This window comes from Acinetobacter sp. YH12112, assembly GCF_013418945.1.
Classification (GTDB): Bacteria; Pseudomonadota; Gammaproteobacteria; order Pseudomonadales; family Moraxellaceae; genus Acinetobacter; species Acinetobacter indicus.
Genome location: NZ_VPBA01000021.1, coordinates 1 through 19862, shown reverse-complemented (window position 1 = coordinate 19862; position 19862 = coordinate 1). Strand labels below are relative to the sequence as shown.

At 44.9% G+C, this 19862-nt stretch carries 15 protein-coding genes; 6 read left to right on the top strand and 9 right to left on the bottom strand.

Going from position 1 to position 19862, the window contains the following annotated elements:
- Positions 1 to 9 precede the first annotated feature (9 nt).
- On the bottom strand, positions 10 to 720 hold the full coding sequence (locus FTU50_RS09160; RefSeq protein ID WP_005177444.1) for a pseudouridine synthase: 711 nt from the start codon (positions 718 to 720) through the stop codon (positions 10 to 12).
- Positions 721 to 871: 151 nt separating this feature from the next.
- Here FTU50_RS09160 and FTU50_RS09155 point away from each other — a divergent pair, with 151 nt between their 5' ends.
- Positions 872 to 1324, top strand: a complete 453-nt coding sequence (locus tag FTU50_RS09155) for a DUF441 domain-containing protein (RefSeq protein WP_034597660.1) — start codon at positions 872 to 874, stop codon at positions 1322 to 1324.
- 43 nt (positions 1325 to 1367) lie between these two features.
- On the opposite strand, the gene FTU50_RS09150 is transcribed toward FTU50_RS09155, so the two are convergent.
- The 4 genes from FTU50_RS09150 to FTU50_RS09135 all read right to left on the bottom strand — a co-directional run bounded on the left by FTU50_RS09150 (position 1368) and on the right by FTU50_RS09135 (position 7718).
- Positions 1368 to 2549 (bottom strand): CynX/NimT family MFS transporter, encoded by a 1182-nt coding sequence (locus tag FTU50_RS09150; protein ID WP_257222799.1) that lies wholly within the window; start codon positions 2547 to 2549, stop codon positions 1368 to 1370.
- 173 nt (positions 2550 to 2722) lie between these two features.
- Positions 2723 to 3643: a LysR family transcriptional regulator gene (locus FTU50_RS09145; RefSeq protein WP_104470102.1), complete on the bottom strand. Its 921-nt coding sequence runs from the start codon at positions 3641 to 3643 to the stop codon at positions 2723 to 2725.
- Between the two features lie 253 nt (positions 3644 to 3896).
- A complete protein-coding gene (locus tag FTU50_RS09140) occupies positions 3897 to 5612 on the bottom strand; it encodes an AAA family ATPase (RefSeq protein ID WP_127801731.1) in 1716 nt (571 codons plus the stop codon).
- A gap of 87 nt (positions 5613 to 5699) precedes the next feature.
- Positions 5700 to 7718, bottom strand: a complete 2019-nt coding sequence (locus FTU50_RS09135) for a hypothetical protein (RefSeq protein WP_180054552.1) — start codon at positions 7716 to 7718, stop codon at positions 5700 to 5702.
- A 454-nt stretch (positions 7719 to 8172) separates the two neighbouring features.
- On the opposite strand from FTU50_RS09135, the gene FTU50_RS09130 reads away from it, so the two are divergent.
- Both FTU50_RS09130 and FTU50_RS09125 read left to right on the top strand, forming a co-directional pair.
- Positions 8173 to 9345, top strand: coding sequence for an iron-containing alcohol dehydrogenase (locus FTU50_RS09130; RefSeq protein ID WP_104491824.1), 1173 nt, complete (start codon positions 8173 to 8175; stop codon positions 9343 to 9345).
- 247 nt (positions 9346 to 9592) lie between these two features.
- Positions 9593 to 10588, top strand: coding sequence for an alpha/beta hydrolase (locus FTU50_RS09125; RefSeq protein ID WP_168391384.1), 996 nt, complete (start codon positions 9593 to 9595; stop codon positions 10586 to 10588).
- 57 nt (positions 10589 to 10645) lie between these two features.
- Here the strand turns inward: FTU50_RS09125 and FTU50_RS09120 are convergent, their stop codons facing one another.
- A complete protein-coding gene (locus tag FTU50_RS09120) occupies positions 10646 to 11827 on the bottom strand; it encodes a transcriptional regulator (RefSeq protein ID WP_180046276.1) in 1182 nt (393 codons plus the stop codon).
- Positions 11828 to 12070: 243 nt separating this feature from the next.
- On the opposite strand from FTU50_RS09120, the gene FTU50_RS09115 reads away from it, so the two are divergent.
- Together FTU50_RS09115 and FTU50_RS09110 are read left to right on the top strand one after the other, a co-directional pair.
- Positions 12071 to 13582, top strand: coding sequence for an aldehyde dehydrogenase family protein (locus tag FTU50_RS09115; protein WP_180046278.1), 1512 nt, complete (start codon positions 12071 to 12073; stop codon positions 13580 to 13582).
- Between the two features lie 237 nt (positions 13583 to 13819).
- The gene (locus FTU50_RS09110) at positions 13820 to 14530 is read left to right on the top strand and encodes a glutamine amidotransferase (protein ID WP_180046279.1); all 711 of its coding nucleotides are present in this window, start codon (positions 13820 to 13822) and stop codon (positions 14528 to 14530) included.
- Positions 14531 to 14615: 85 nt separating this feature from the next.
- Here FTU50_RS09110 and FTU50_RS09105 read toward each other — a convergent pair whose 3' ends face one another.
- From FTU50_RS09105 to tkt, 3 genes are all read right to left on the bottom strand, one after another.
- Positions 14616 to 15200, bottom strand: a complete 585-nt coding sequence (locus tag FTU50_RS09105) for a YceI family protein (protein ID WP_005177424.1) — start codon at positions 15198 to 15200, stop codon at positions 14616 to 14618.
- A 112-nt stretch (positions 15201 to 15312) separates the two neighbouring features.
- Entirely contained in the window at positions 15313 to 15762 is a 450-nt protein-coding gene (locus tag FTU50_RS09100; protein ID WP_180046281.1) for an N-acetyltransferase, read from the bottom strand.
- Positions 15763 to 15848: 86 nt separating this feature from the next.
- On the bottom strand, positions 15849 to 17837 hold the full coding sequence (gene tkt, locus FTU50_RS09095; protein ID WP_180046283.1) for a transketolase: 1989 nt from the start codon (positions 17835 to 17837) through the stop codon (positions 15849 to 15851).
- A 642-nt stretch (positions 17838 to 18479) separates the two neighbouring features.
- Here tkt and metK point away from each other — a divergent pair.
- Entirely contained in the window at positions 18480 to 19646 is a 1167-nt protein-coding gene (gene metK, locus FTU50_RS09090; RefSeq protein ID WP_005177421.1) for a methionine adenosyltransferase, read from the top strand.
- Positions 19647 to 19862: the final 216 nt, after the last annotated feature.

Below are 19862 nucleotides of genomic sequence, written 5' to 3'. Positions count from 1 at the left end.
AAAGCCGGTTTAATCCTGCATCCGGGTACGCGCCTGCTGTACCTGGGCGTCATCTAAATAGATCCACTGCCCCAACTCGAGTTCTGGCAGGTTTAAAGCGCCAATTTGCTGACGATGCAGCTTTTCCACCTTATTGCCAACTGCTGCTAGCATCCGCTTTACCTGATGATAGACACCCTGATGAATGGTCATTTCCAGCTCGTGCTCGGCCAGACGGCAAATATCGGTGGCAGCAAAAATGCCGCTTTCATTGCGCAGTTCGACTCCATCTGCCAGTTGCTGGATTTGCGCATCTGTGACCGGATCTGCGGTGTACATGCGATAGACTTTGGCCACATGCTTTTTCGGATGGGTCAGCGCCTGTAAAAACTGGCCATCATCAGTTAGCAATAACAAACCGGTGGTGTCCTGATCTAAACGTCCCACACATTGCAGGCCACGATTCAGCAAAATATCGTCAAACAGATCAAACACACTAAAATGATGGGTGGCCTGATGTGAACACTCATAACCTTGCGGTTTGTTTAACGCGATATAGACCTTCTCCCGATAGGTATAGTCCTGCCCATAGACCGAAAATTTTAAACCCTGCAACTGCAGTTTCTGTTTGGGTTGGGTGATGACTTCACCCTCAATGGCAATCGCACCATTTTGAATCAGCTGCTGGCAGTGTTTGCGTGAACCAAAGCCTTGCGATTGCAACATTTTTTCTAAAGTCATCGAATTACCTGTGGAGTGAAAGCTGTATCAATATGGAAGATGGCGTATTTTATACTGAAACCGCGCTGGAGTTGGAATCTATCAGCAGGCCCCGCTGAAAAAGGCTACAATAATGGCCTCTTTTTCTCCCATGCCACCGTGTTCAGCCTGTATGTCACACCTCGATTTAAACCTGATTGTTCTGCTTATTTTATTGGCCTGCGGTATTTTTAGTCACAATACTGCCGTCACCATTGCCGCCGCGGTGTTAATCGTGTTTCGCATCACACCACTGGAAGTATATTTTCCGCTCTTGCAACAGCATGGTTTAAATATTGGCATTATCATTTTGACCATTGGCGTACTAACGCCCATTGCCAGCGGTAAAATCCCCGGTGATGAAATCCTGAAATCATTTATGCACTGGAAATCCATACTCGCGATTGGCATAGGCCTGTTTGTGGCCTGGCTCGGTGCACGTGGGGTACAGCTGATGAGCCATCAACCGAATATTGTCGCTGGCCTGCTGATTGGTACGGTTGCCGGTGTGGCCTTGCTGCGCGGTGTGCCGGTCGGACCATTAATTGCCGCCGGCATTTTATCGTTATTGATTGGTTCTAAATAGCCGCTTCATACAGACACGGCTTTAAAGAGATACGGATACACGATTAGGCACGTACATCGGCCTGAAACAGCTTTTGGCATAATAGCCAGCCCATTGCCGAGAACGCAGCCATCACAATACCGACCCAGAACCAGTCTCCGGTGGCAGAAACAATCGCAGCAATTGCTGGTGGCAACAGAAACTGCGATGTCGCTGAGCACTGTAAAATCATGCCAATGGTCGCACTAATGGCCACCGGACTAGGCGCAAAACGCAAGGCTTGAGCAAAGACCACCGCGGCGACCAGACCACCAAATAACGAAAAGCTAAACACGCAGGCAAACTGCAGTAAAAATGGTAACTGGGCCTGAAAGATATAGAAACTTAAGGCACACAGCATCAAGATGATAAAACCGGTTTGGACTAAAGTTTTAGGCAACAAACCGCGCTGCAACATGATGCCGCAGGCAAAGGTCCCGACTGCATTGGCAATCGCCACCGACGCAGTTAATGCACCTGCCAGCGTCAAGGAAATCTCGTTTTGCTGATAGATGGTTGGCAAGAAACCGACCAGACTAAACCATTGTCCGGCATAGGTGCCGAACATCAATGCCAGCATCCACGCTGGTGGATGTTTGAGCGTGGTTTTGATCAGCTGATACACTTCAATTTTCTGGGTTGATTGTTGCGGTTTCGGCACTCGGGTGGCGACCAGCGCAAACAGGCTTAAGGTCAGTAGTGTTAGCATCAGCCATACCCCTTGCCAGCCCATCATGGTGATTAGCCACGGCGTCAGTAATAAGGAAATCCCCATGCCGCCGCCCATATAGGCACTCCACAAGCCCATTTTGGCGGAAATTTCTTCTGCCGGCACCAGCTGGCGAATATAGGCCGGACCACTTAAGGTCACCAGTAAAAAGCCAAATCCTTCCACTACCCGCAGCAGCAGCAAACTGCTGACGCTTTGGCTAAACCCACCGAGCAAACTGGCTGCGCTTAGTAAGCCCAGTCCAAGCAAGACACAGCGTTTCAGTCCAATTTTTTCGACATAACTGCCCAAGGTCAGTGCAAACAGCATACCAGCCCCTTGCACCAGCGACAGCAACAAACCAGCTTTTACCAGCCCGATCCCCAGTTCCTGCTGTAATACCGGCACCGCTGGCGGTAATTTACCGACATGCATCGCCGCGACAAAACCTGCACAAATAATCCAAATATCCCTGCTGAACCATTGTACTTTGGACATACCCTTACTCACTTCAATCTTGTGACTTGAGCTTATCAAGTTCAGTAACTGCCATTTATTGAAAAAACATCTCAGCTTATGTTTTTCCTGAGTAAATAGCGTAGCTGGCTGATGCTTCAGCGACCTGAAGCATCACCATTATTTACTCAAAAATTATGCTATTTGTGCGGATGTTATTGTGCATAGTAATGACTACGCTTTTGCGAAAATTTTTCCAGCTGTTTCAGGAAGCCTTCAAAATAGCTTTTTTCTTTTTCTTCACTGCGATAACCGGCATACAGCGTACGGCGTAACCCTTCTGCCGAAACACAATGCAGACGGCGTGAAGTGACCCAACCTTTTTGTTCATATTCATTTACCACCCAGTCCGGTAAGGCCGCCACCCCCCGACCGCTGGCCACCAGCTGGATTAACATCTGGGTTAAATCTGTGGTGCGAATGGCTTTCGGATAGATATTGGCCGGAATAAACAGCTTGGCCATAATATCCAGGCGGTGTTTATCCACCGGATAGGTAATTAAGGTTTCTTCGGCCAGGTCCTGCACCGAAATGTCCGCAACACGTACCAGTGGATGGGTATTGGACAGTACCAGACGCGACTCATATTCAAAAATTGGGAAATATTCGATGCCTTTTAAGGCAATCGGGTCAGCAGTAATCAGCAGATCAAATTCGGCATGTTGTAATAATTCATGCGGATTGGCTTCAAAACCGGAAGCAAAGTCCAAATCGACATCGGGATATTGCTGACGGTACTGATTTAACAGCGGCATCAGCCAGTCAAAACAGCTATGACATTCCGAAGAAAAAATAATCCGGCCGGTTTGCCCATGCACAATCCGGGTAATATCGGTTTGGGCAATCTGGATCTGCGGCAAAATGTCATCTGCCAGTTTCAGTAAACGCTGCCCCACATTGGAAAACGTCACCGGACGCGAGCGACGATTAACCACTTCCACCCCATACCAGTGATCCAGCTCTTTCAACTGATGGGAAATGGCAGATGGAGTCAGACATAAATCATTGGCCGCGGCCACCAGTGAACCATGTTCGCGTAAGGCCAATAAGGTTTTTAAATGACGAATTTCAAGCATGGGAAATGAAGTATCTCAAAATCAGGAGATGCACTGCGCGGAACACAATGTCGCCTTAAAAAATAAAAATATGAATTAAATTCATCTTAGCATAAATTCCATGAGTTGGTTTCATTATTCTAAATAAGGCAGCTTTTAAGAGATGGCGCTGTTTTTAAGCAAGATGAAGATGAGTTAAAATACGTCTAAATACCGAATAAGCATAAAAAAGAGCATCTTTAAGATGCTCTTTGATGATGGAAAGATGAAAAGTTTATTCTACATATAACAAAGCCAGACGCACCTGATCATAGCCCATGCGCGGGCTGGTCAGCTCGACAATCGGGCGCAGCTTGATCGTGCCATCATCATTAAAATGATCACTTTGCTGACGTTTTTGCAGGCGTTTATAAATTTTGCGGATTTGCTCCACCACTTCCTCACCCGGATGCGCCACCGAAATATCTAGTCCCTGTTCCTTATGCAAACGCGCCAGATGGTTAATAATCGTCGCTGGAGTCAGGCCGCGTTCATGGGCAATATCATCAATCTCATAACCTTCCTCAAACAAGGCCCGGGTTTCATCCAGCGTTGCCGAGGCATAATTCTGCTTGCCGCCACTGCGTGCGATTTTCCGTTCATTGCGTTCAATTTCAACCTCATTCAAGGTACCGCCACAATGCCGAATAAAGGCTTTATGCTGTGCGGTCAGGTCAATCTCGGCAAAATTCTGTTCTGCTTCCTCTGACAGTTCCTGAAAACGGCGATCAGCTTTAATTGCCAGACTGTCCAGCTCCAGCGCCTGCTCGTTAAAGCCCAATAAACGCAGACCATCTAAGGTTTTTAAACGTGACAGTGCCACATAGCCCTGACCTTTTTCAAAGGTATGGCTCAGGTTAATTTCTGCCGCTTCCAAGGTCATGCCTTGTGATTTATGAATGGTAATTGCCCAGGCCAGACGCAATGGAATTTGCTGGAAACTGGCAATAGTTTTACCCGCTTCATTATCAATCGACCAGGTTTCCGGTTCGACCAGCAGCACCGTGCCATCGGTTAATTTGACTTTCGGCAGGCAGCCATATTCATCATCTTCTTCAAAGCCAATCACCTCGCCCAGACTGCCGTTGATATAGCCCATATCAAAGTTGTTTTTAACAAACATCACTTTGGCATGTTTTTTCAGGGTCAAGGTTTCAGGCGCACGCACCGAAGATTTTAAGGTTTCAATCAGTTTGTCATTCCCATCACAGCTGGCATCGAACTGGCGACTTTCAGCATCAATTTCATTTAAATGCTTAAAGTTGATGGTATCGACATCCATATTGTGGGTATACAAACGGGTAAAGGTCTCGCCAATATCCTGCTGACGGGTATTTTGCAGCGCCTGCAGATGCTGCGGGCCAATATCCTGACGACGAATCGCATTGAGAATATCATTTAAAAAGTCATTGCCCTGACGATGCTGCTCGGTCAAATAGCAGACCCGGAATTTAGCCTCGACCCAGGCCTCTGACATAAAGCAGAATTTATCACGATTACGTTCATCATTTCTGCCCACTGGCGGTAACTGGAAGAAATCACCGGCGACAATCACCTGAATACCACCAAAGGCTTCATCGCTTTCCTTAAAATATTTCAGCACCTGATTGACCAGATTCAACTGCTTGGCATGCAGCATCGAAATTTCGTCAATAATCAAGACCTGCGCATTTTCCAGATGTTCTTTCAGGTATTTGCGCTCTTTCATATTTTTCAGGTCGGCATCAGACAAGACATCTTTAATACCAATGCCGGCCCAGGTGTGAATGGTCATACCATTCATATGTGTGGCGGCAATTCCGGTCGAGGCCGTAATCGCCACCGGCACTTTACGTGCTTTTAAATAGTTGATGTACTGATTGAGCGTATAGGTTTTCCCTGCACCGGCCGAGCCTGTTAAAAATACATTTTCGCCCGCTTTTAAGAGTTTGAGTGCAGTTTCCTGTTTCATAAGACCTATACCGTAGATGAACGGCTATAGCCTACCCATTTTTCAGCAAAAAGTTAAGGCAAAAACCACATCTGGCGACATCACTTGTCATAAAGTTCCGGCAGATGGGTCCGGTTTTAAGCGGCTGTTCAGCCATTGAATAAACTGTTCCGCAATATTGACCAGCAACTGCTCCGCTTTATGATTGTTCGGATATTCCAGCTGATCAAAGCGCAGCTGTCCATCGAGCAGATGACAACCCAGCGTTAAGGACTGGCGATAACACGGCGATGACATATGAAAAGCCACATATTCGCCTTCAATAATTTTCTGGCTATAACTCACTGCCAGACAATGATGAAAACTGCGCGACTCCTGAATAATCCGGTCCAGACTGTTCAGTTCCTCAAAGCACCAGCCCAGATACTGGGTTCTGCCTTGTAGCGATACGGGCGGCCAGTGGCGGACGTTTAACTGTTTTTTCAGCTTAGCCAGAATTTCGGCTTTATGCACCTCATGATGCCAGCGCACCGCACGCTGAAAAATACTGCTCCAGCTGACATTTTTCGGGGTGTAATTTTTTTCATTAAAATAATCGACCAGATAATCGCGCACATAGGCATCAAATACCGATTCACGCACCGGCCCGGCCTTTAAATAAAACAGCTGCCGGAATTGCTCCAGCGTCAACTGATGACGGCGTAAACAGTGCATAAAGTCACGCGATTGCTGACTCTCCGGATGAATAAACTGCATTAATTCAGCCGGCAGTTCTGCCGTGACCTTATGCAGATGCAGCATATAGGCCTGCATCACCCGGCTTAAACGTGCATAAACCTGTTTCACCTGCAGTTCATCCTGTGCCGAGACAATCGCCAGCAAATTCATCCATTCATCTAAATACAAAATAGACGGGCTGATGCTAATGCGCGGGTCTTCCAGCGACTGGCGCTGGCCTTTTTGCACCACCCGGGAATTATGCTGATGTTCAAACCATTGATGTTGCAGCGCGAAATGATCACAGCTCTGAATAAACAGCCGCGCCGAGGCATATTGGAAATACTGCAAGGTGGCCAGAATAATCCGTGGATGAATCTGGCTGCAATCGACAAAACTTAGCGCCACCACCGCCACACGGACACTGGAATGATGAATATTGTCACTGAGCCAGTCCAGCACCAGTTTCGATTGCCGAAACAGCCAGTTGACTGCGCGTGGATAATCAAACAGTGGCAAACGCGCAACTTTGGTCTGCCAGATGCGGGTATTTTTTTCCAGAAAATGCCGCTTGGCCAGAATATTATCTTCGGCCCAGACCGCACGGTTCATAATCCGCACAAAGCCCAATAAATGGCTCTGCTCTACCGAGTGTCGATACAACAGCCGAATATCGTCCTGATGATCGATTAAATCCTGTAAATTAAATCGCTCTGGAAATGAGATACTTAAAATACGATACATGGCTTTAGGCAGAAATTCTGCTGCACTAAAACAAAAATCATCATAACTTAGCATCAGTGCTTGCACTGGCAAAAAGGTTTCACCCTCTACAAATTCCAAAGCGCATAGTGTCGATAAAGCAGTTAAAACATCTTCAGGAACCGGCTGCCCTTGCTGCACAAATTTGGTCAATACTGGTTGATACTGATCGTCTACCTGCATTAATGCCTGATCTAAAATTTGTGCCTGCATGGCATCTAAATGCAACAACAATTGCTTAACCCGTGCTGCACCATCTACCCAAAGATAAACTTGCTGCAGAATCAATTGCCGCAATTGCTGCGCCTGCTTACGCAAAAATAAGGAATGCTGCGGTTTTAAATCCCCTGTCAAAAAATGCAGATCATGTAAGAAAAAATCTTCAAACGCTTCTTGCTGTTGCCCCGCAAATTCAAAGTGGGTTTCTATTAAATTTGTATGCGATTTTGGCGAATAAAATTCAAGGCTAAACAGACCATTCAACAATTCGACCCGATGCTGCAAAGGATCAATTCGAAACATATTTTGTGCTGTAAAATGCCCAATCAGATCCATTTGATCTTGATAGATTTCTGCGGCCACACTGGAAATACGAACCAATTGCTGTGCAACGGCATGCAACTGGCTATGCTGGCGACTTGGCTGCATATACGCTCCTCATGCTTAAGTGCGGTCTATCTAAGTGTCATCTTATTTTTATTTGATTACACCGAATAGACCCATCACGTGATACATCCCTATTTTTTGTTTTTTATTTCCCATCCGCAAAAAGTGGACAATTCTTCAATCTAGCTTAAGCCACTTATTAATTGAATTACATTTTAAATATGTGTGTGCTGTATTCACACCTTAAAATTAGAGATACAAAAAATACTATAAACAAGATTTGTGCTCTTGCCTATAGACTGCGCACTACTTCAGATAATAAAACAAATTAAAAATCCATAATTTTCAAGTGATTATTTTACACTCTTTGATCAGCAACTAGGGTTGGTATTTGGTAGGTAGGATTTCACAACAAAGCAATGGATACTCAAATTACGGTTCAACACCGCGATAACAACACATTATTCCAATATCCAATGCAAGAAGGAATCTGAGCATGGCTTTTAAAAATATTGCAGATCAAACCAACGGTTTTTATATTCCTTGTGTGTCACTCTTCGGCCCTGGTTGTGCCAAAGAAATTGGCGTAAGAGCACAAAATTTAGGCGCCAAAAAAGCCCTAATTGTGACTGATGAAGGACTGTTTAAATTTGGCGTTGCCGATACCATTGCAGGCTATCTCACCGAAGCAGGCGTTGCCAGCCATATCTTTGCTGGTGCAGAGCCAAATCCGACCGATATTAACGTGCATAACGGTGTTGATGCCTACAATGCCAATCACTGCGACTTCATTGTGTCCTTAGGTGGTGGTTCTTCCCACGACTGTGCCAAAGGCATTGGCTTAGTGACCGCAGGTGGTGGGCATATTCGTGATTATGAAGGCATTGATAAAAGTACCGTGCCAATGACCCCACTTATTGCCATTAACACCACTGCAGGTACAGCTTCGGAAATGACCCGTTTCTGTATTATTACCAATACAGACACGCACGTTAAAATGGCAATTGTCGATTGGCGCTGTACACCACTCATCGCCATTGATGATCCAAAACTCATGATTGCCAAACCTGCAGGTTTAACCGCAGCAACAGGCATGGATGCCTTAACCCATGCTGTAGAAGCCTACGTTTCAACCGCAGCCAATCCTATTACCGATGCCTGTGCTGAAAAAGCTATCCGTATGATTAGTCAGTGGCTCAGCCCTGCCGTGGCAAATGGTGAAAATATTGAAGCGCGTGATGCCATGAGCTATGCGCAATATTTGGCAGGTATGGCATTTAACAATGCCTCATTGGGCTATGTGCATGCCATGGCGCATCAACTCGGTGGTTTCTACAACTTGCCGCACGGCGTCTGTAATGCAATTTTATTGCCGCATGTTTGCGAATTTAACCTGATTGCCTGCCCTGAGCGTTATGCAGATATTGCAGAATTGATGGGAGTCAATACTGACGGATTAACCACCACAGAAGCCGCCTATGCCGCGATTGATGCAATTCGTGAACTATCTAGCTCGATTGGTATTCCAACAGGTTTAGCAGAGTTAGGCGTGAAAGAAAATGACTTGGCTATTATGGCTGAAAATGCACAAAAAGATGCCTGCATGCTCACCAACCCACGTAAAGCCAATCATGCACAAGTGGTCGAAATTTTTAAAGCCGCGATGTAATTTGAATCTCCTGCTGAGTGAATCACGATTTGCTCAGCATCTCCCATTTTTTTTCAATTTTCCTCTTTTGCTGTTTTATTTTTATCCTTCCCTTTGGCAGAACCATCTCAGATGCGTTCTGCTTTTTTTTTGCTGTTTAGAACAAAATGAACTCGCAGCATAAAACTAAAGCGATGTAGATGCAGAGGATTTGCATAATTCAATTTGACAAATGCGCACAGCTCATCAAGGATATAGTCAAAATAAAATGGATGACGAACACCTTATGCTGTTAAGCAAAAAACAAAAAACAACACCAAGCTATCAACCCGATATTTTGGGTGCCGATTACCAACAAATGACGCTGGATTTTCCTTCGGATTATGAAGGCAAAGTGATTGCTACCTTGGTACGCAAAAAAGCCGAACAGGAAACCCGTAAAGCCGTACTTTATATTCATGGTTTTATTGACTATTTTTTTCAAACAGAAATGGCAGACCAGTTTAATCAGCACGGTTATGACTTTTATGCCCTAGATTTACGTAAATATGGGCGTTCGCATTTGTCACATCAACATTGGTACAATGTGCGCAGCTTGTCTGAATATGATGCAGAAATTTCCGCTGCACTTGAGCAAATTGCCACAGAAGAACATGACTCGGTAATTTTGGCGGGACATTCAACAGGTGGATTAATCACCACGTTATATGTGGCACATCATCCCAATCATCCACTGATTCGTGGTTTATGGTGCAACAGCCCTTTTTATGATTTCAATATGAGCGAGATTGAGAAAAAATTCGGCATTCCTCGTTTGAGCCAATTGGGCAAATTGCTGCCAGAAATGAAATTTCCAAGCCGCCTTAATCCATTTTATGTACCAAGTCTACACAAACAATATCATGGTGAATGGTTATTTAATTTGGAATGGAAGAAACCGCGTTATCCAAAAGTGCGATTAAGTTTTGTACGTGCAATTCATGAAGCGCAAAAAGAAATTCATGCCAGTGTGCATTTGGGTGTACCCACCTTAATTATGCATGCGAGTCAAAGTAGTTATCCACGCCAATGGAATGAGATTGCGCAACGCACTGACGTAATTTTAAATGTTGCAGATATGCAAAAATATGGGCATCACATGCATGGCGATATTCAGCTTTGCCAAATTGAAAATGGCGTGCATGATTTAGTACTTTCTGCGCCCGAAGTCCGTGCGGACGTGTATCAGTCCTTGTTTGACTGGTTAAACCGCAAAGAGCTATAAAACTAAAAACAAGAACTAAAGGAAGTGAATTAACGGCTAAATGACTTGATGCATCCCTTAGGCTGTGTATTTTAATAAAATTTGATGTGCAGGATGCCCCTTTGGCATCAATTCAATTAAACGCTCCACTGCGTCAATCGCTTCAGGGCTGCGTGCCAAATGTTTTAGCAATACATCGGTATCTTGTGCATTAAAAATGGCATCACTCAGGCGAGATTCTAAGCAATCTCGCCATGCACATAAAAATGGACTTTCAGTTTTCGCCAAAAACACCCCTGCACACGTTTGTAAGGCAGACTGCACATAACCAGCATCTAAAGCCTGCTCGGCTTGTAAAAAATCGGCTTCTATATGCGCCAAAATTCGGTAAGGACGCGAACCAAGCATCCCGCCTAGAATATCACGTAATTGAGACATCTCAGCTTTAAGCGTGCCCATACTGACTTTACGCTCACCATATAGAGCTTGGTGTAAAGTATCTAAACTCATGCCTTGTGGACAAAGTGCTAAAATCACCAATATTTCAATTTGACGCGGTGTCATCACCACCACTTTGCCATTAAATAACACTTGTGGCACGCGAAACGCGCGAATATAAAGCTGCTGTTTTTGCTGATCAAGCAGTGCATTTTGAATCAAAGAAGCACAGCGTTCTGCTGCCAACACCCCCAAACTGTTATGGTTTTTCCAAGTAGTCGATAAATCAATTACGCCCAATACTTGTTTGGAATAAGGGTCTAAAATAGGCGCTGCATAACAAACCCAGTCATGTAATGATGACATAAAGTGTTCACTGGAAAACACACAACTTGCTTGCTGAGTTTTAAGTGACAAAGCCAAAGCATTGGTACCTACCAACTCCTCACGCCACTGCCCGCCCTCTACAAAATGCACCTGTTCCGCCACATTACGCATTTGCGCGCTCGCTGCCGTCCAAATAATTGTACTGCCCACATCGCCCACGGCTGCCACCATGTCGGACTGCTGTGCTATATGTCTTAAATCTTCTGCACAGTTTTGCACAGCACGTTGTAAGGCCGAACCACTATGTGTATGCGTTAGACTATAATTTAACGGGGCTGCCAACCGATCAACAGGAATTTCAGCAATTTGAGAGCGTTGCCAAGATTTTAAAATACTCTGCTGAATTTGCTGAGCATGCAGCGGCGATAAACTGCTACTTTGTCTAAACTGTTCAATATGCACCCTTTTTTCCAATAGGTCTTGTTTTTTCATCATTATTGACTCTCACAATCCTGTGGGCATTACATCCATTGTACTGCTTACTTTTGTAAGGATTTGTTCGCTGCTTGTAAACCTGCAACTTTCCAACCTTTTTCCAACCTTATATTGGTATGCTAAACAAATAACGTACTAAAGTACCTTATACCTTAGCCGTAAATTTAACCTGATTTAAACACAGGATTATTGTAAACGGTAAATAGACCGCAGATTATAAAAAACCATCAAAGGAAGAGAATTATGCGTTACGTAGATCCCAATCAACCCGGTTCAAAAGTTCAATTTAAAGCACAATACGAAAACTTTATTGGTGGCGAGTGGGTCGCCCCTGTAAAAGGCGAATACTTTGAAAATATCTCTCCTGTAGATGGCAAAGTATTTACCAAAGTCCCACGCTCATCGGCAGAAGACATTGAACTGGCTTTAGATGCAGCCCATAAAGCCAAGGCCAGCTGGAATACTGCTTCACCGACTACCCGCTCCAACCTGCTGCTCAAAATTGCCGACCGTCTGGAAGAAAATCTGGAAGTTCTGGCTGTGGCTGAAACCTGGGACAATGGTAAGCCTGTTCGGGAAACATTGGCTGCCGACATTCCATTGGCGATTGACCATTTCCGTTATTTTGCAGGCTGTATTCGTGCCCAAGAAGGCGGAATTTCTGAAATTGATGAAGATACCATTGCCTATCACTTTCATGAGCCGTTGGGCGTTGTGGGGCAAATTATTCCATGGAACTTCCCAATTTTAATGGCAACATGGAAACTTGCACCTGCTTTGGCTGCGGGTAACTGTATCGTACTTAAACCTGCAGAACAAACCCCTGCCAGCATTTTAGTTTTGGTTGAACTGATTCAAGATTTATTGCCAGCAGGCGTATTAAACGTAGTCAATGGTTACGGTGTAGAAGTGGGTCGCCCATTGGCAACCAATCCACGTATTGCCAAAATTGCATTCACAGGTTCGACCCAGGTCGGTCAATTGATCATGCAATACGCCACTGAAAACATCATTCCAGTGACTTTGGAGCTTGGTGGTAAATCTCCAAATATTTTCTTTGAAGATATTATGGCGCAAGATGACGACTACTTAGACAAAGCACTCGAAGGCTTTGCTATGTTTGCGCTGAATCAGGGTGAAATTTGTACTTGTCCATCACGTGCGCTCGTACAGGAAAGTATTGCTGACCGTTTCCTTGAAAAAGCCATCGAACGTGTTAAACGTATTAAAACAGGTCACCCGCTTGATACTGAAACTATGATTGGTGCGCAGGCTTCCCAGGAACAGCAGGATAAAATTCTGGGCTGCATTGCCACCGGCCGTGCCGAAGGTGCCGAAGTCCTCACAGGTGGTGAAGCACGTCATGAAGTTGGTCAAGGTTTTTATATCGAGCCGACCATCTTTAAAGGCCGCAATGACATGAAGATTTTCCAGGAAGAAATTTTCGGCCCAGTGCTTTCTGTGACTACATTTAAAGACTTTGATGAAGCCATTAAAATTGCCAATGACACCATTTACGGTTTAGGTGCAGGTGTTTGGTCACGTTCTGCGCACACTTCTTACCGTGCAGGCCGTGCTATTCAGGCGGGTCGCGTTTGGACGAACTGTTACCACATCTACCCTGCGCATGCCGCTTTCGGTGGTTATAAAAAATCAGGTATTGGCCGTGAAAACCACAAGATGATGTTAGAACATTATCAACAAACCAAAAACTTGTTGGTGAGCTACTCAACTAAACCTGCTGGCTTCTTCTAAAGACTCGTCTTTAGGATTCCAACAGCGTTGAAGTTACCGTTTCAACCTGCGCCCGATGTATTTGCATCGGGCGTTTTTATTGCAATATGGAATGCTATGACTTTCGCAGCACGCTCTTTCAGCGTTGTATAAACCGGGAGATCAAGTTAAAAATCTATCCTTTATTCATACGCTACGCTTTAGTTCGAGTGTATTTCACGTTACATTAAATCTCCCTTTCAGCCTGAAGTATCTGCCATGTTCGATTTACCCGACACTGTCTATGCCATTCAACATCTTGCGTTTGAAGACCTCGGCGCGTGGGAAGATGTCCTGTATGAACAAGGTTTACGAGTACGGTATTTTGAAGCTGGTGTGGAAAATCTAGAAAAGGCGTTTGCGCATGAAGGATTAGTGATTATTTTGGGTGGCCCAATTGGCATTTATGAAACCACAGACTACCCTTTCTTACAACAAGAAATAGACTTACTAAAAGTACGTTTAGAGAGGAATTTACCCACTATTGGTATTTGTTTGGGTGCACAGCTCATTGCTCATGCCTTGGGTGCCAAAGTCTATGCTGGCCATGCCAAAGAAATTGGCTGGAGCCGCCTCAGTCTGGCAGATGCAGCGCATAACCCACTGGCGGCATTAGCCAACACACCGGTCTTGCATTGGCACGGCGATACTTTTGATTTACCAGCACAGGCTGAATTACTGGCCAGCTCCGACTTGTATCCGAATCAGGCATTCCGGGTCGGACCACATATTCTGGCACTACAGTTTCATGCTGAAGTTGCAGCAGACAGTTTAGAAAAATGGCTGATTGGCCATACCTGTGAATTACGTCAGGCCCAGATTGATATTCCCACCTTACGCGCCGCTCATCAGCAATACGCGCCGCAACTGCAACAGGTTAGCGCGACGGTTCTTGGTCAGTTTCTAGCCGGCTTAAAATCTCAAAGCTGACCGGAAAGCTTTAAATTGTCCTTACATTTATCATCGTCATAAAAAAAGCACCCTGAAGCGGGTGCTTTTTGTGCTGTTCTTGCGATTATTTTTTCGCAGCAACAGAAGCTTCAGTGGTGATGTTTACAGTAATTTTATCACCTACATTTGGTACAAAACCGGCGATACCAAATGCTGAACGGTCAAATGACGTGGTGGCATTAAAACCAACAGTTGCCGCTTTGGTCATTGGATGTGGACCTTGTTTGTTCAGTACCGCATCCAGAACTACAGGTTTCGTTACACCTTTCACAGTTAAATCACCTGTGATTTTAAAGTTCTTTTTGTCCTGAGTTTCAACTTTGGTACTTTTGAAAGTAATAGTTGGATATTTTGCTGCATCAAACCAGTCTGCTGCCATTAAGTGCTCATCCAGCGCTTTGACGTTGGTGTTCAGGCTGTTTAATGGAATAGTCACGTTGACAGATGATTTTTCTGGCTGTTTCTCATCAACATTAATGGTGCCTTGAATGTTTGAGAAGTTACCTGATGGCGTAGAGAAACCGAAGTGATCCCAGCTAAATACAGTTGCAGTATGGGTCGGGTCAATTTGATACGCCACTGGTTTTGCCAACGCAGCTGTTGCTACTGAAGTAACCGCCAAACCAAGTACAAGTGCTTTAAAGTTCATGCTTTTATCTCGCTTTTTGAATGCTTATTAGTGTATAGATTTCTTGTTAGAGTTCATTGCTACAGATAAAACGTTCTGTTGCAGCAATGAAACGATTAACGCATGGATGCCGTTACAGACTTTGTTTATATTGAATAAATCCGGTCTTGTGGGCCACTTTATCATACAATATTTGTGCAGTTTGATTGGCTTCTTGTGTCAGCCAGTAAACCCGGTCGCACTGGCGTTTTTTGGCTTCCATATAGACCTGTTCAATCAGTAATCTGGCCACACCCTGCCCGCGATAATCGGGGTGGGTAAATAAATCCTGCAAATAGGCATAAGGCTTGAACGTCCAGCAGCTGTCATGTTCAATCACATGTACAAAGCCCACCATCTGCTGTTCAAGCAGTGCCGCAAAACCATACATATGCGCAGACTCAGCTGATGTCAGACGCTGCCAGGTATGGACACTCAATTCATCTGATAACTTGGTTTGATAAAAGGCCTGATAACCGACCCAAAGTGCTTGCCATTGCGGCTGACTGGTCTGTGCCAAAGGCACAATACTAATTGCTGTCATGTGGGTCTTCTTTTATATCATTCAGCCTTTTAAACTAGCATAAAAAAACGCCCCATTCGGAGCGTCTTTTTGAAATGTCTGAGCGATTAAGCCGTCAGTTCTTTCACTGCAGCAACCACTGCTTCCGTGGTAATACCAAAGTGCTGGAACAAATCTTTGGCTGGTGCAGATTCGCCGTAAGTGGTCATACCAATCACGCGGCCGTCCAGACCCACAAATTTCCACCAGTAATCGACATGCGCTGCTTCAACCGCAACACGGGCACGGATATTCGATGGCAGAACTGCTTCACGATACGCCGCATCTTGCTGCATGAATTCTTCAGCACATGGCATAGATACCACACGTACACCTTCAAGCTGTGCATGTGCTTCCATCGCCAAGGTCACTTCAGAACCAGTCGCAATGATGATTGCTTTCAATTCACCTTTTTCTTCAGCCAGCACATAACCACCTTTGGCCGCGTTTTCAATTTGTGCTTGAGTACGCGCCTGGAATGGCAGGTTTTGACGAGAGAAGATTAACGCAGATGGACCTTCCGCACGGCTTAAAGCAGATTTCCAGGAAATCGCAGCTTCAACCGTGTCACATGGACGCCATGTGTTCAGGTTTGGCGTACCACGTAACGATGCAATCTGCTCAATTGGCTGGTGCGTAGGACCATCTTCACCCAGACCGATCGAATCATGGGTATAAACATGAATTACGCGTTGCTTCATTAACGCAGACATACGCACGGCATTACGCGCATATTCCATGAACATTAAGAATGTTGCTACATAAGGAATGAAACCGCCGTGCAGCGCCACACCGTTGGCAATCGCGGTCATACCAAATTCACGTACGCCGTAGTGTACATAGTTACCTGCGGCATTGTCTTGTACGCCCTGGCAACCTTTCCAAAGCGTCAGGTTTGAACCAGCCAGGTCCGCAGAACCACCCAATAATTCAGGTAATAATGGACCAAAAGCCTGTAGCGTATTCTGGCTGGCTTTACGGGTCGCAATGGTTTCTGCTTTCGCGTTCACTTCAGCAATATAGGCATCGGCCTGTGCCAGGAATTCTGCTGGTAATTCACCGCTTAAACGGCGTTTTAATTCAGCCGCTTCTGCAGGATATTTTGCTGCATAGGCAGCAAAAGTAGCATTCCAGGCAGCTTCAGTTTCAGCACCTTTGGTTTTCGCATCCCAAGCAGCATACACATCTTCAGGAATTACAAACGCTTCATCGGTCCAGCCCAGCGCTTCGCGGGTTAACACGATTTCATCATTACCCAGCGGTGCACCGTGGCAATCTTCTTTACCCTGTTTGTTTGGTGAACCTAAACCGATAATGGTTTTACAGATAATAATGGTTGGTTTAGCGGTTTCAGCTTTGGCAGCCACAGTTGCTTCACGAATAGCATCTGCATCATGACCATCAACTTTCAGTACTTGCCAGCCATAAGACAGGAAGCGCTGTTCAGTGTCATCAGAGAACCAGCCTTCAACTTCACCATCAATTGAAATACCGTTGTCATCATAGTAAACCACCAGTTTACCCAGACCTAAAGTACCGGCCAGTGAACATACTTCGTGAGAAATACCTTCCATCAGGCAGCCATCACCCAGGAAACAGTAGGTGTAATGGTCAACCACTTGCATATCATCTTTATTGAACTGCGCTGCCAGTGTCTTTTCAGCCAGAGCAAAACCAACCGCATTGGCAATACCCTGACCAAGTGGACCAGTGGTGGTTTCAACCCCTGGTGCATAGCCGTATTCCGGGTGACCTGGTGTTTTAGAGTGTAGTTGACGGAATGCTTTTAAATCTTCAATTGAAAGATCATAACCGGTTAAATGTAACAGCGCATAATGCAGCATAGAACCATGACCATTGGATAAAACAAAACGGTCGCGGTTAGCCCATTGCGGGTTCGTCGGGTTATGATTTAAAAATTCACGCCACACCACGTCAGCGATGTCTGCCATCCCCATCGGCGCACCTGGATGTCCGGAATTTGCTTTTTGCACGGCATCCATAGCCAATACACGAATTGCGTTTGCAATACGACGTTCATTAAGCGGGGTCGTCATAGGTCAGAGTCCAAATAAATCGTTTAATAAAGGAAGATGAATAGGAATTCAAAACACGTCTATTGTCTTAAAAAAAGCGTATGGGGTAAAGCCTCAGTGGTAATTTTTCGGTATTTATTCGTTTGCCTGCGCATTTTCGTACAATTCCTGGCTAGAGGCATGAGAAAATTGAATTTCTGGCGAATAACCGGGTGGCTTATCCAGATTTTCATGTTACATAACTGACCTTTTTGGATGGTTTTTTATACAAAAAAGCGCTCATTGTGAAATTCATTCAATTTAATTCAAAACTGCACAATCCTGCTCAACAGCAACAGACTTCATTTTAGAGCATGATACCGACCAAAAGATGACAGACAGCATTTTCCCAAAACTCTAAAAACAAGATAATTGTTTGATTCCTAATATAAATTATAAGAATACAGCCGCTTTTAAAATAGTGATTTATTGAATTAAAACTCAAGTTTATCCGGATGATGAATCTATACCGTTTTGGATTTTATATCAGTTTTTTAAATGCCTATATCAGATAAAAAGTCATTGAATTGAAATAAATTCAGCCAATTTGGTCGTATTGAGCTAGTCCTAAAGTCTAACTCGATGTAACATATTGCGTCTTTTGAAATAACTGTGATAGGACTTATGCGCGAGTACGCTGTATTTACCTCGGAATCTGTAAGCGAAGGCCATCCAGATAAAATGGCTGACCAAATCAGTGATGCCATTTTGGATGCAATCTTAAAAGAAGACCCATATGCGCGGGTTGCTTGTGAAACGCTTGTAAAAACCGGTGCGGTCGTACTTGCGGGTGAAATCACTACCACAGCCAATGTGGATTTTGAAGCGATTGTACGTCAAACTGTCAATGGTATTGGCTATCATCATTCTGACCTCGGCTTCGATGGTTCAACCTGTGCCGTAATTAACATGATTGGTAAGCAGTCACCGGAAATTGCCCAAGGTGTAGACCGTCAAAAACCTGAAGATCAGGGTGCTGGCGACCAGGGCTTGATGTTTGGTTATGCCAGCCGTGAAACGGATGTGCTGATGCCTGCGCCAATTTCTTATGCGCATCGCTTAATGGAAAAACAGGCTGAACTGCGTCGTAGCGGTGCCCTGCCTTGGTTACGTCCAGATGCGAAAAGCCAGGTGACTTTTGCCTATGAAAATGGCAAACCAGTACGTTTAGATGCGGTGGTGCTGTCAACCCAGCATGATCCTGAAATTAGTCAAGCACAGCTGAAAGAAGCCGTGATTGAAGAAATCGTGAAAAAGATCATCCCAGCTGACATGTTCCATGCTGACACCAAATTCCACATCAACCCGACCGGGATGTTTGTGATTGGTGGCCCAGTGGGTGACTGTGGTCTGACTGGCCGTAAAATTATTGTAGATACCTACGGTGGTATGGCGCGTCATGGTGGTGGTGCCTTCTCTGGTAAAGACCCATCGAAAGTAGACCGCTCTGCTGCTTATGCGGGTCGTTATGTGGCGAAAAACATCGTGGCTGCTGGCCTTGCTGACAAATGTGAAATTCAGGTGTCTTATGCAATTGGTGTGGCTGAGCCAACCTCAATTTCAATTAACACCTTTAACACCGGTAAAGTGGCTGATGAACTGATTGTTCAGCTGGTTCGTGAACACTTTGACCTGCGTCCATACGGCATTACCCGTATGCTGGACCTGTTACAACCAATGTACAAGCAGACTGCTGCCTACGGTCACTTTGGCCGCGAAGGTTCAGACACTGCCTTTACCTGGGAAAAAACCGACAAAGTCGATATCTTAAAAGCGGCTGCTGGCCTTTAAGCTTTAAAGATATTAAATGACCCATCCGAGTGATGGGTTTTTTATTGTCTGCTTTATCGCGATTCTGGGCAGAAATATCATTTTATAAAAACGCAGATTCAAATCCCAAGTGCGACACATTTGTAGTTAGTTGAAAAAGTTAGGTGTATTCATAGAATCATTAGACTTTTTCAACTCGCAATTGGAAAGCACACAATGAAGAAATACACCCAACTT

Bases quoted from the DNA above. Each gene is read 5' to 3' on its own strand.
- FTU50_RS09160 (WP_005177444.1), bottom strand. From the start codon at position 720: ATGACTTTAGAAAAAATGTTGCAATCGCAAGGCTTTGGTTCACGCAAA.
- FTU50_RS09155 (WP_034597660.1), top strand. From the start codon at position 872: ATGTCACACCTCGATTTAAACCTGATTGTTCTGCTTATTTTATTGGCC.
- FTU50_RS09150 (WP_257222799.1), bottom strand. From the start codon at position 2,549: ATGTCCAAAGTACAATGGTTCAGCAGGGATATTTGGATTATTTGTGCA.
- FTU50_RS09145 (WP_104470102.1), bottom strand. From the start codon at position 3,643: ATGCTTGAAATTCGTCATTTAAAAACCTTATTGGCCTTACGCGAACAT.
- FTU50_RS09140 (WP_127801731.1), bottom strand. From the start codon at position 5,612: ATGAAACAGGAAACTGCACTCAAACTCTTAAAAGCGGGCGAAAATGTA.
- FTU50_RS09135 (WP_180054552.1), bottom strand. From the start codon at position 7,718: ATGCAGCCAAGTCGCCAGCATAGCCAGTTGCATGCCGTTGCACAGCAA.
- FTU50_RS09130 (WP_104491824.1), top strand. From the start codon at position 8,173: ATGGCTTTTAAAAATATTGCAGATCAAACCAACGGTTTTTATATTCCT.
- FTU50_RS09125 (WP_168391384.1), top strand. From the start codon at position 9,593: ATGGATGACGAACACCTTATGCTGTTAAGCAAAAAACAAAAAACAACA.
- FTU50_RS09120 (WP_180046276.1), bottom strand. From the start codon at position 11,827: ATGATGAAAAAACAAGACCTATTGGAAAAAAGGGTGCATATTGAACAG.
- FTU50_RS09115 (WP_180046278.1), top strand. From the start codon at position 12,071: ATGCGTTACGTAGATCCCAATCAACCCGGTTCAAAAGTTCAATTTAAA.
- FTU50_RS09110 (WP_180046279.1), top strand. From the start codon at position 13,820: ATGTTCGATTTACCCGACACTGTCTATGCCATTCAACATCTTGCGTTT.
- FTU50_RS09105 (WP_005177424.1), bottom strand. From the start codon at position 15,200: ATGAACTTTAAAGCACTTGTACTTGGTTTGGCGGTTACTTCAGTAGCA.
- FTU50_RS09100 (WP_180046281.1), bottom strand. From the start codon at position 15,762: ATGACAGCAATTAGTATTGTGCCTTTGGCACAGACCAGTCAGCCGCAA.
- tkt (WP_180046283.1), bottom strand. From the start codon at position 17,837: ATGACGACCCCGCTTAATGAACGTCGTATTGCAAACGCAATTCGTGTA.
- metK (WP_005177421.1), top strand. From the start codon at position 18,480: ATGCGCGAGTACGCTGTATTTACCTCGGAATCTGTAAGCGAAGGCCAT.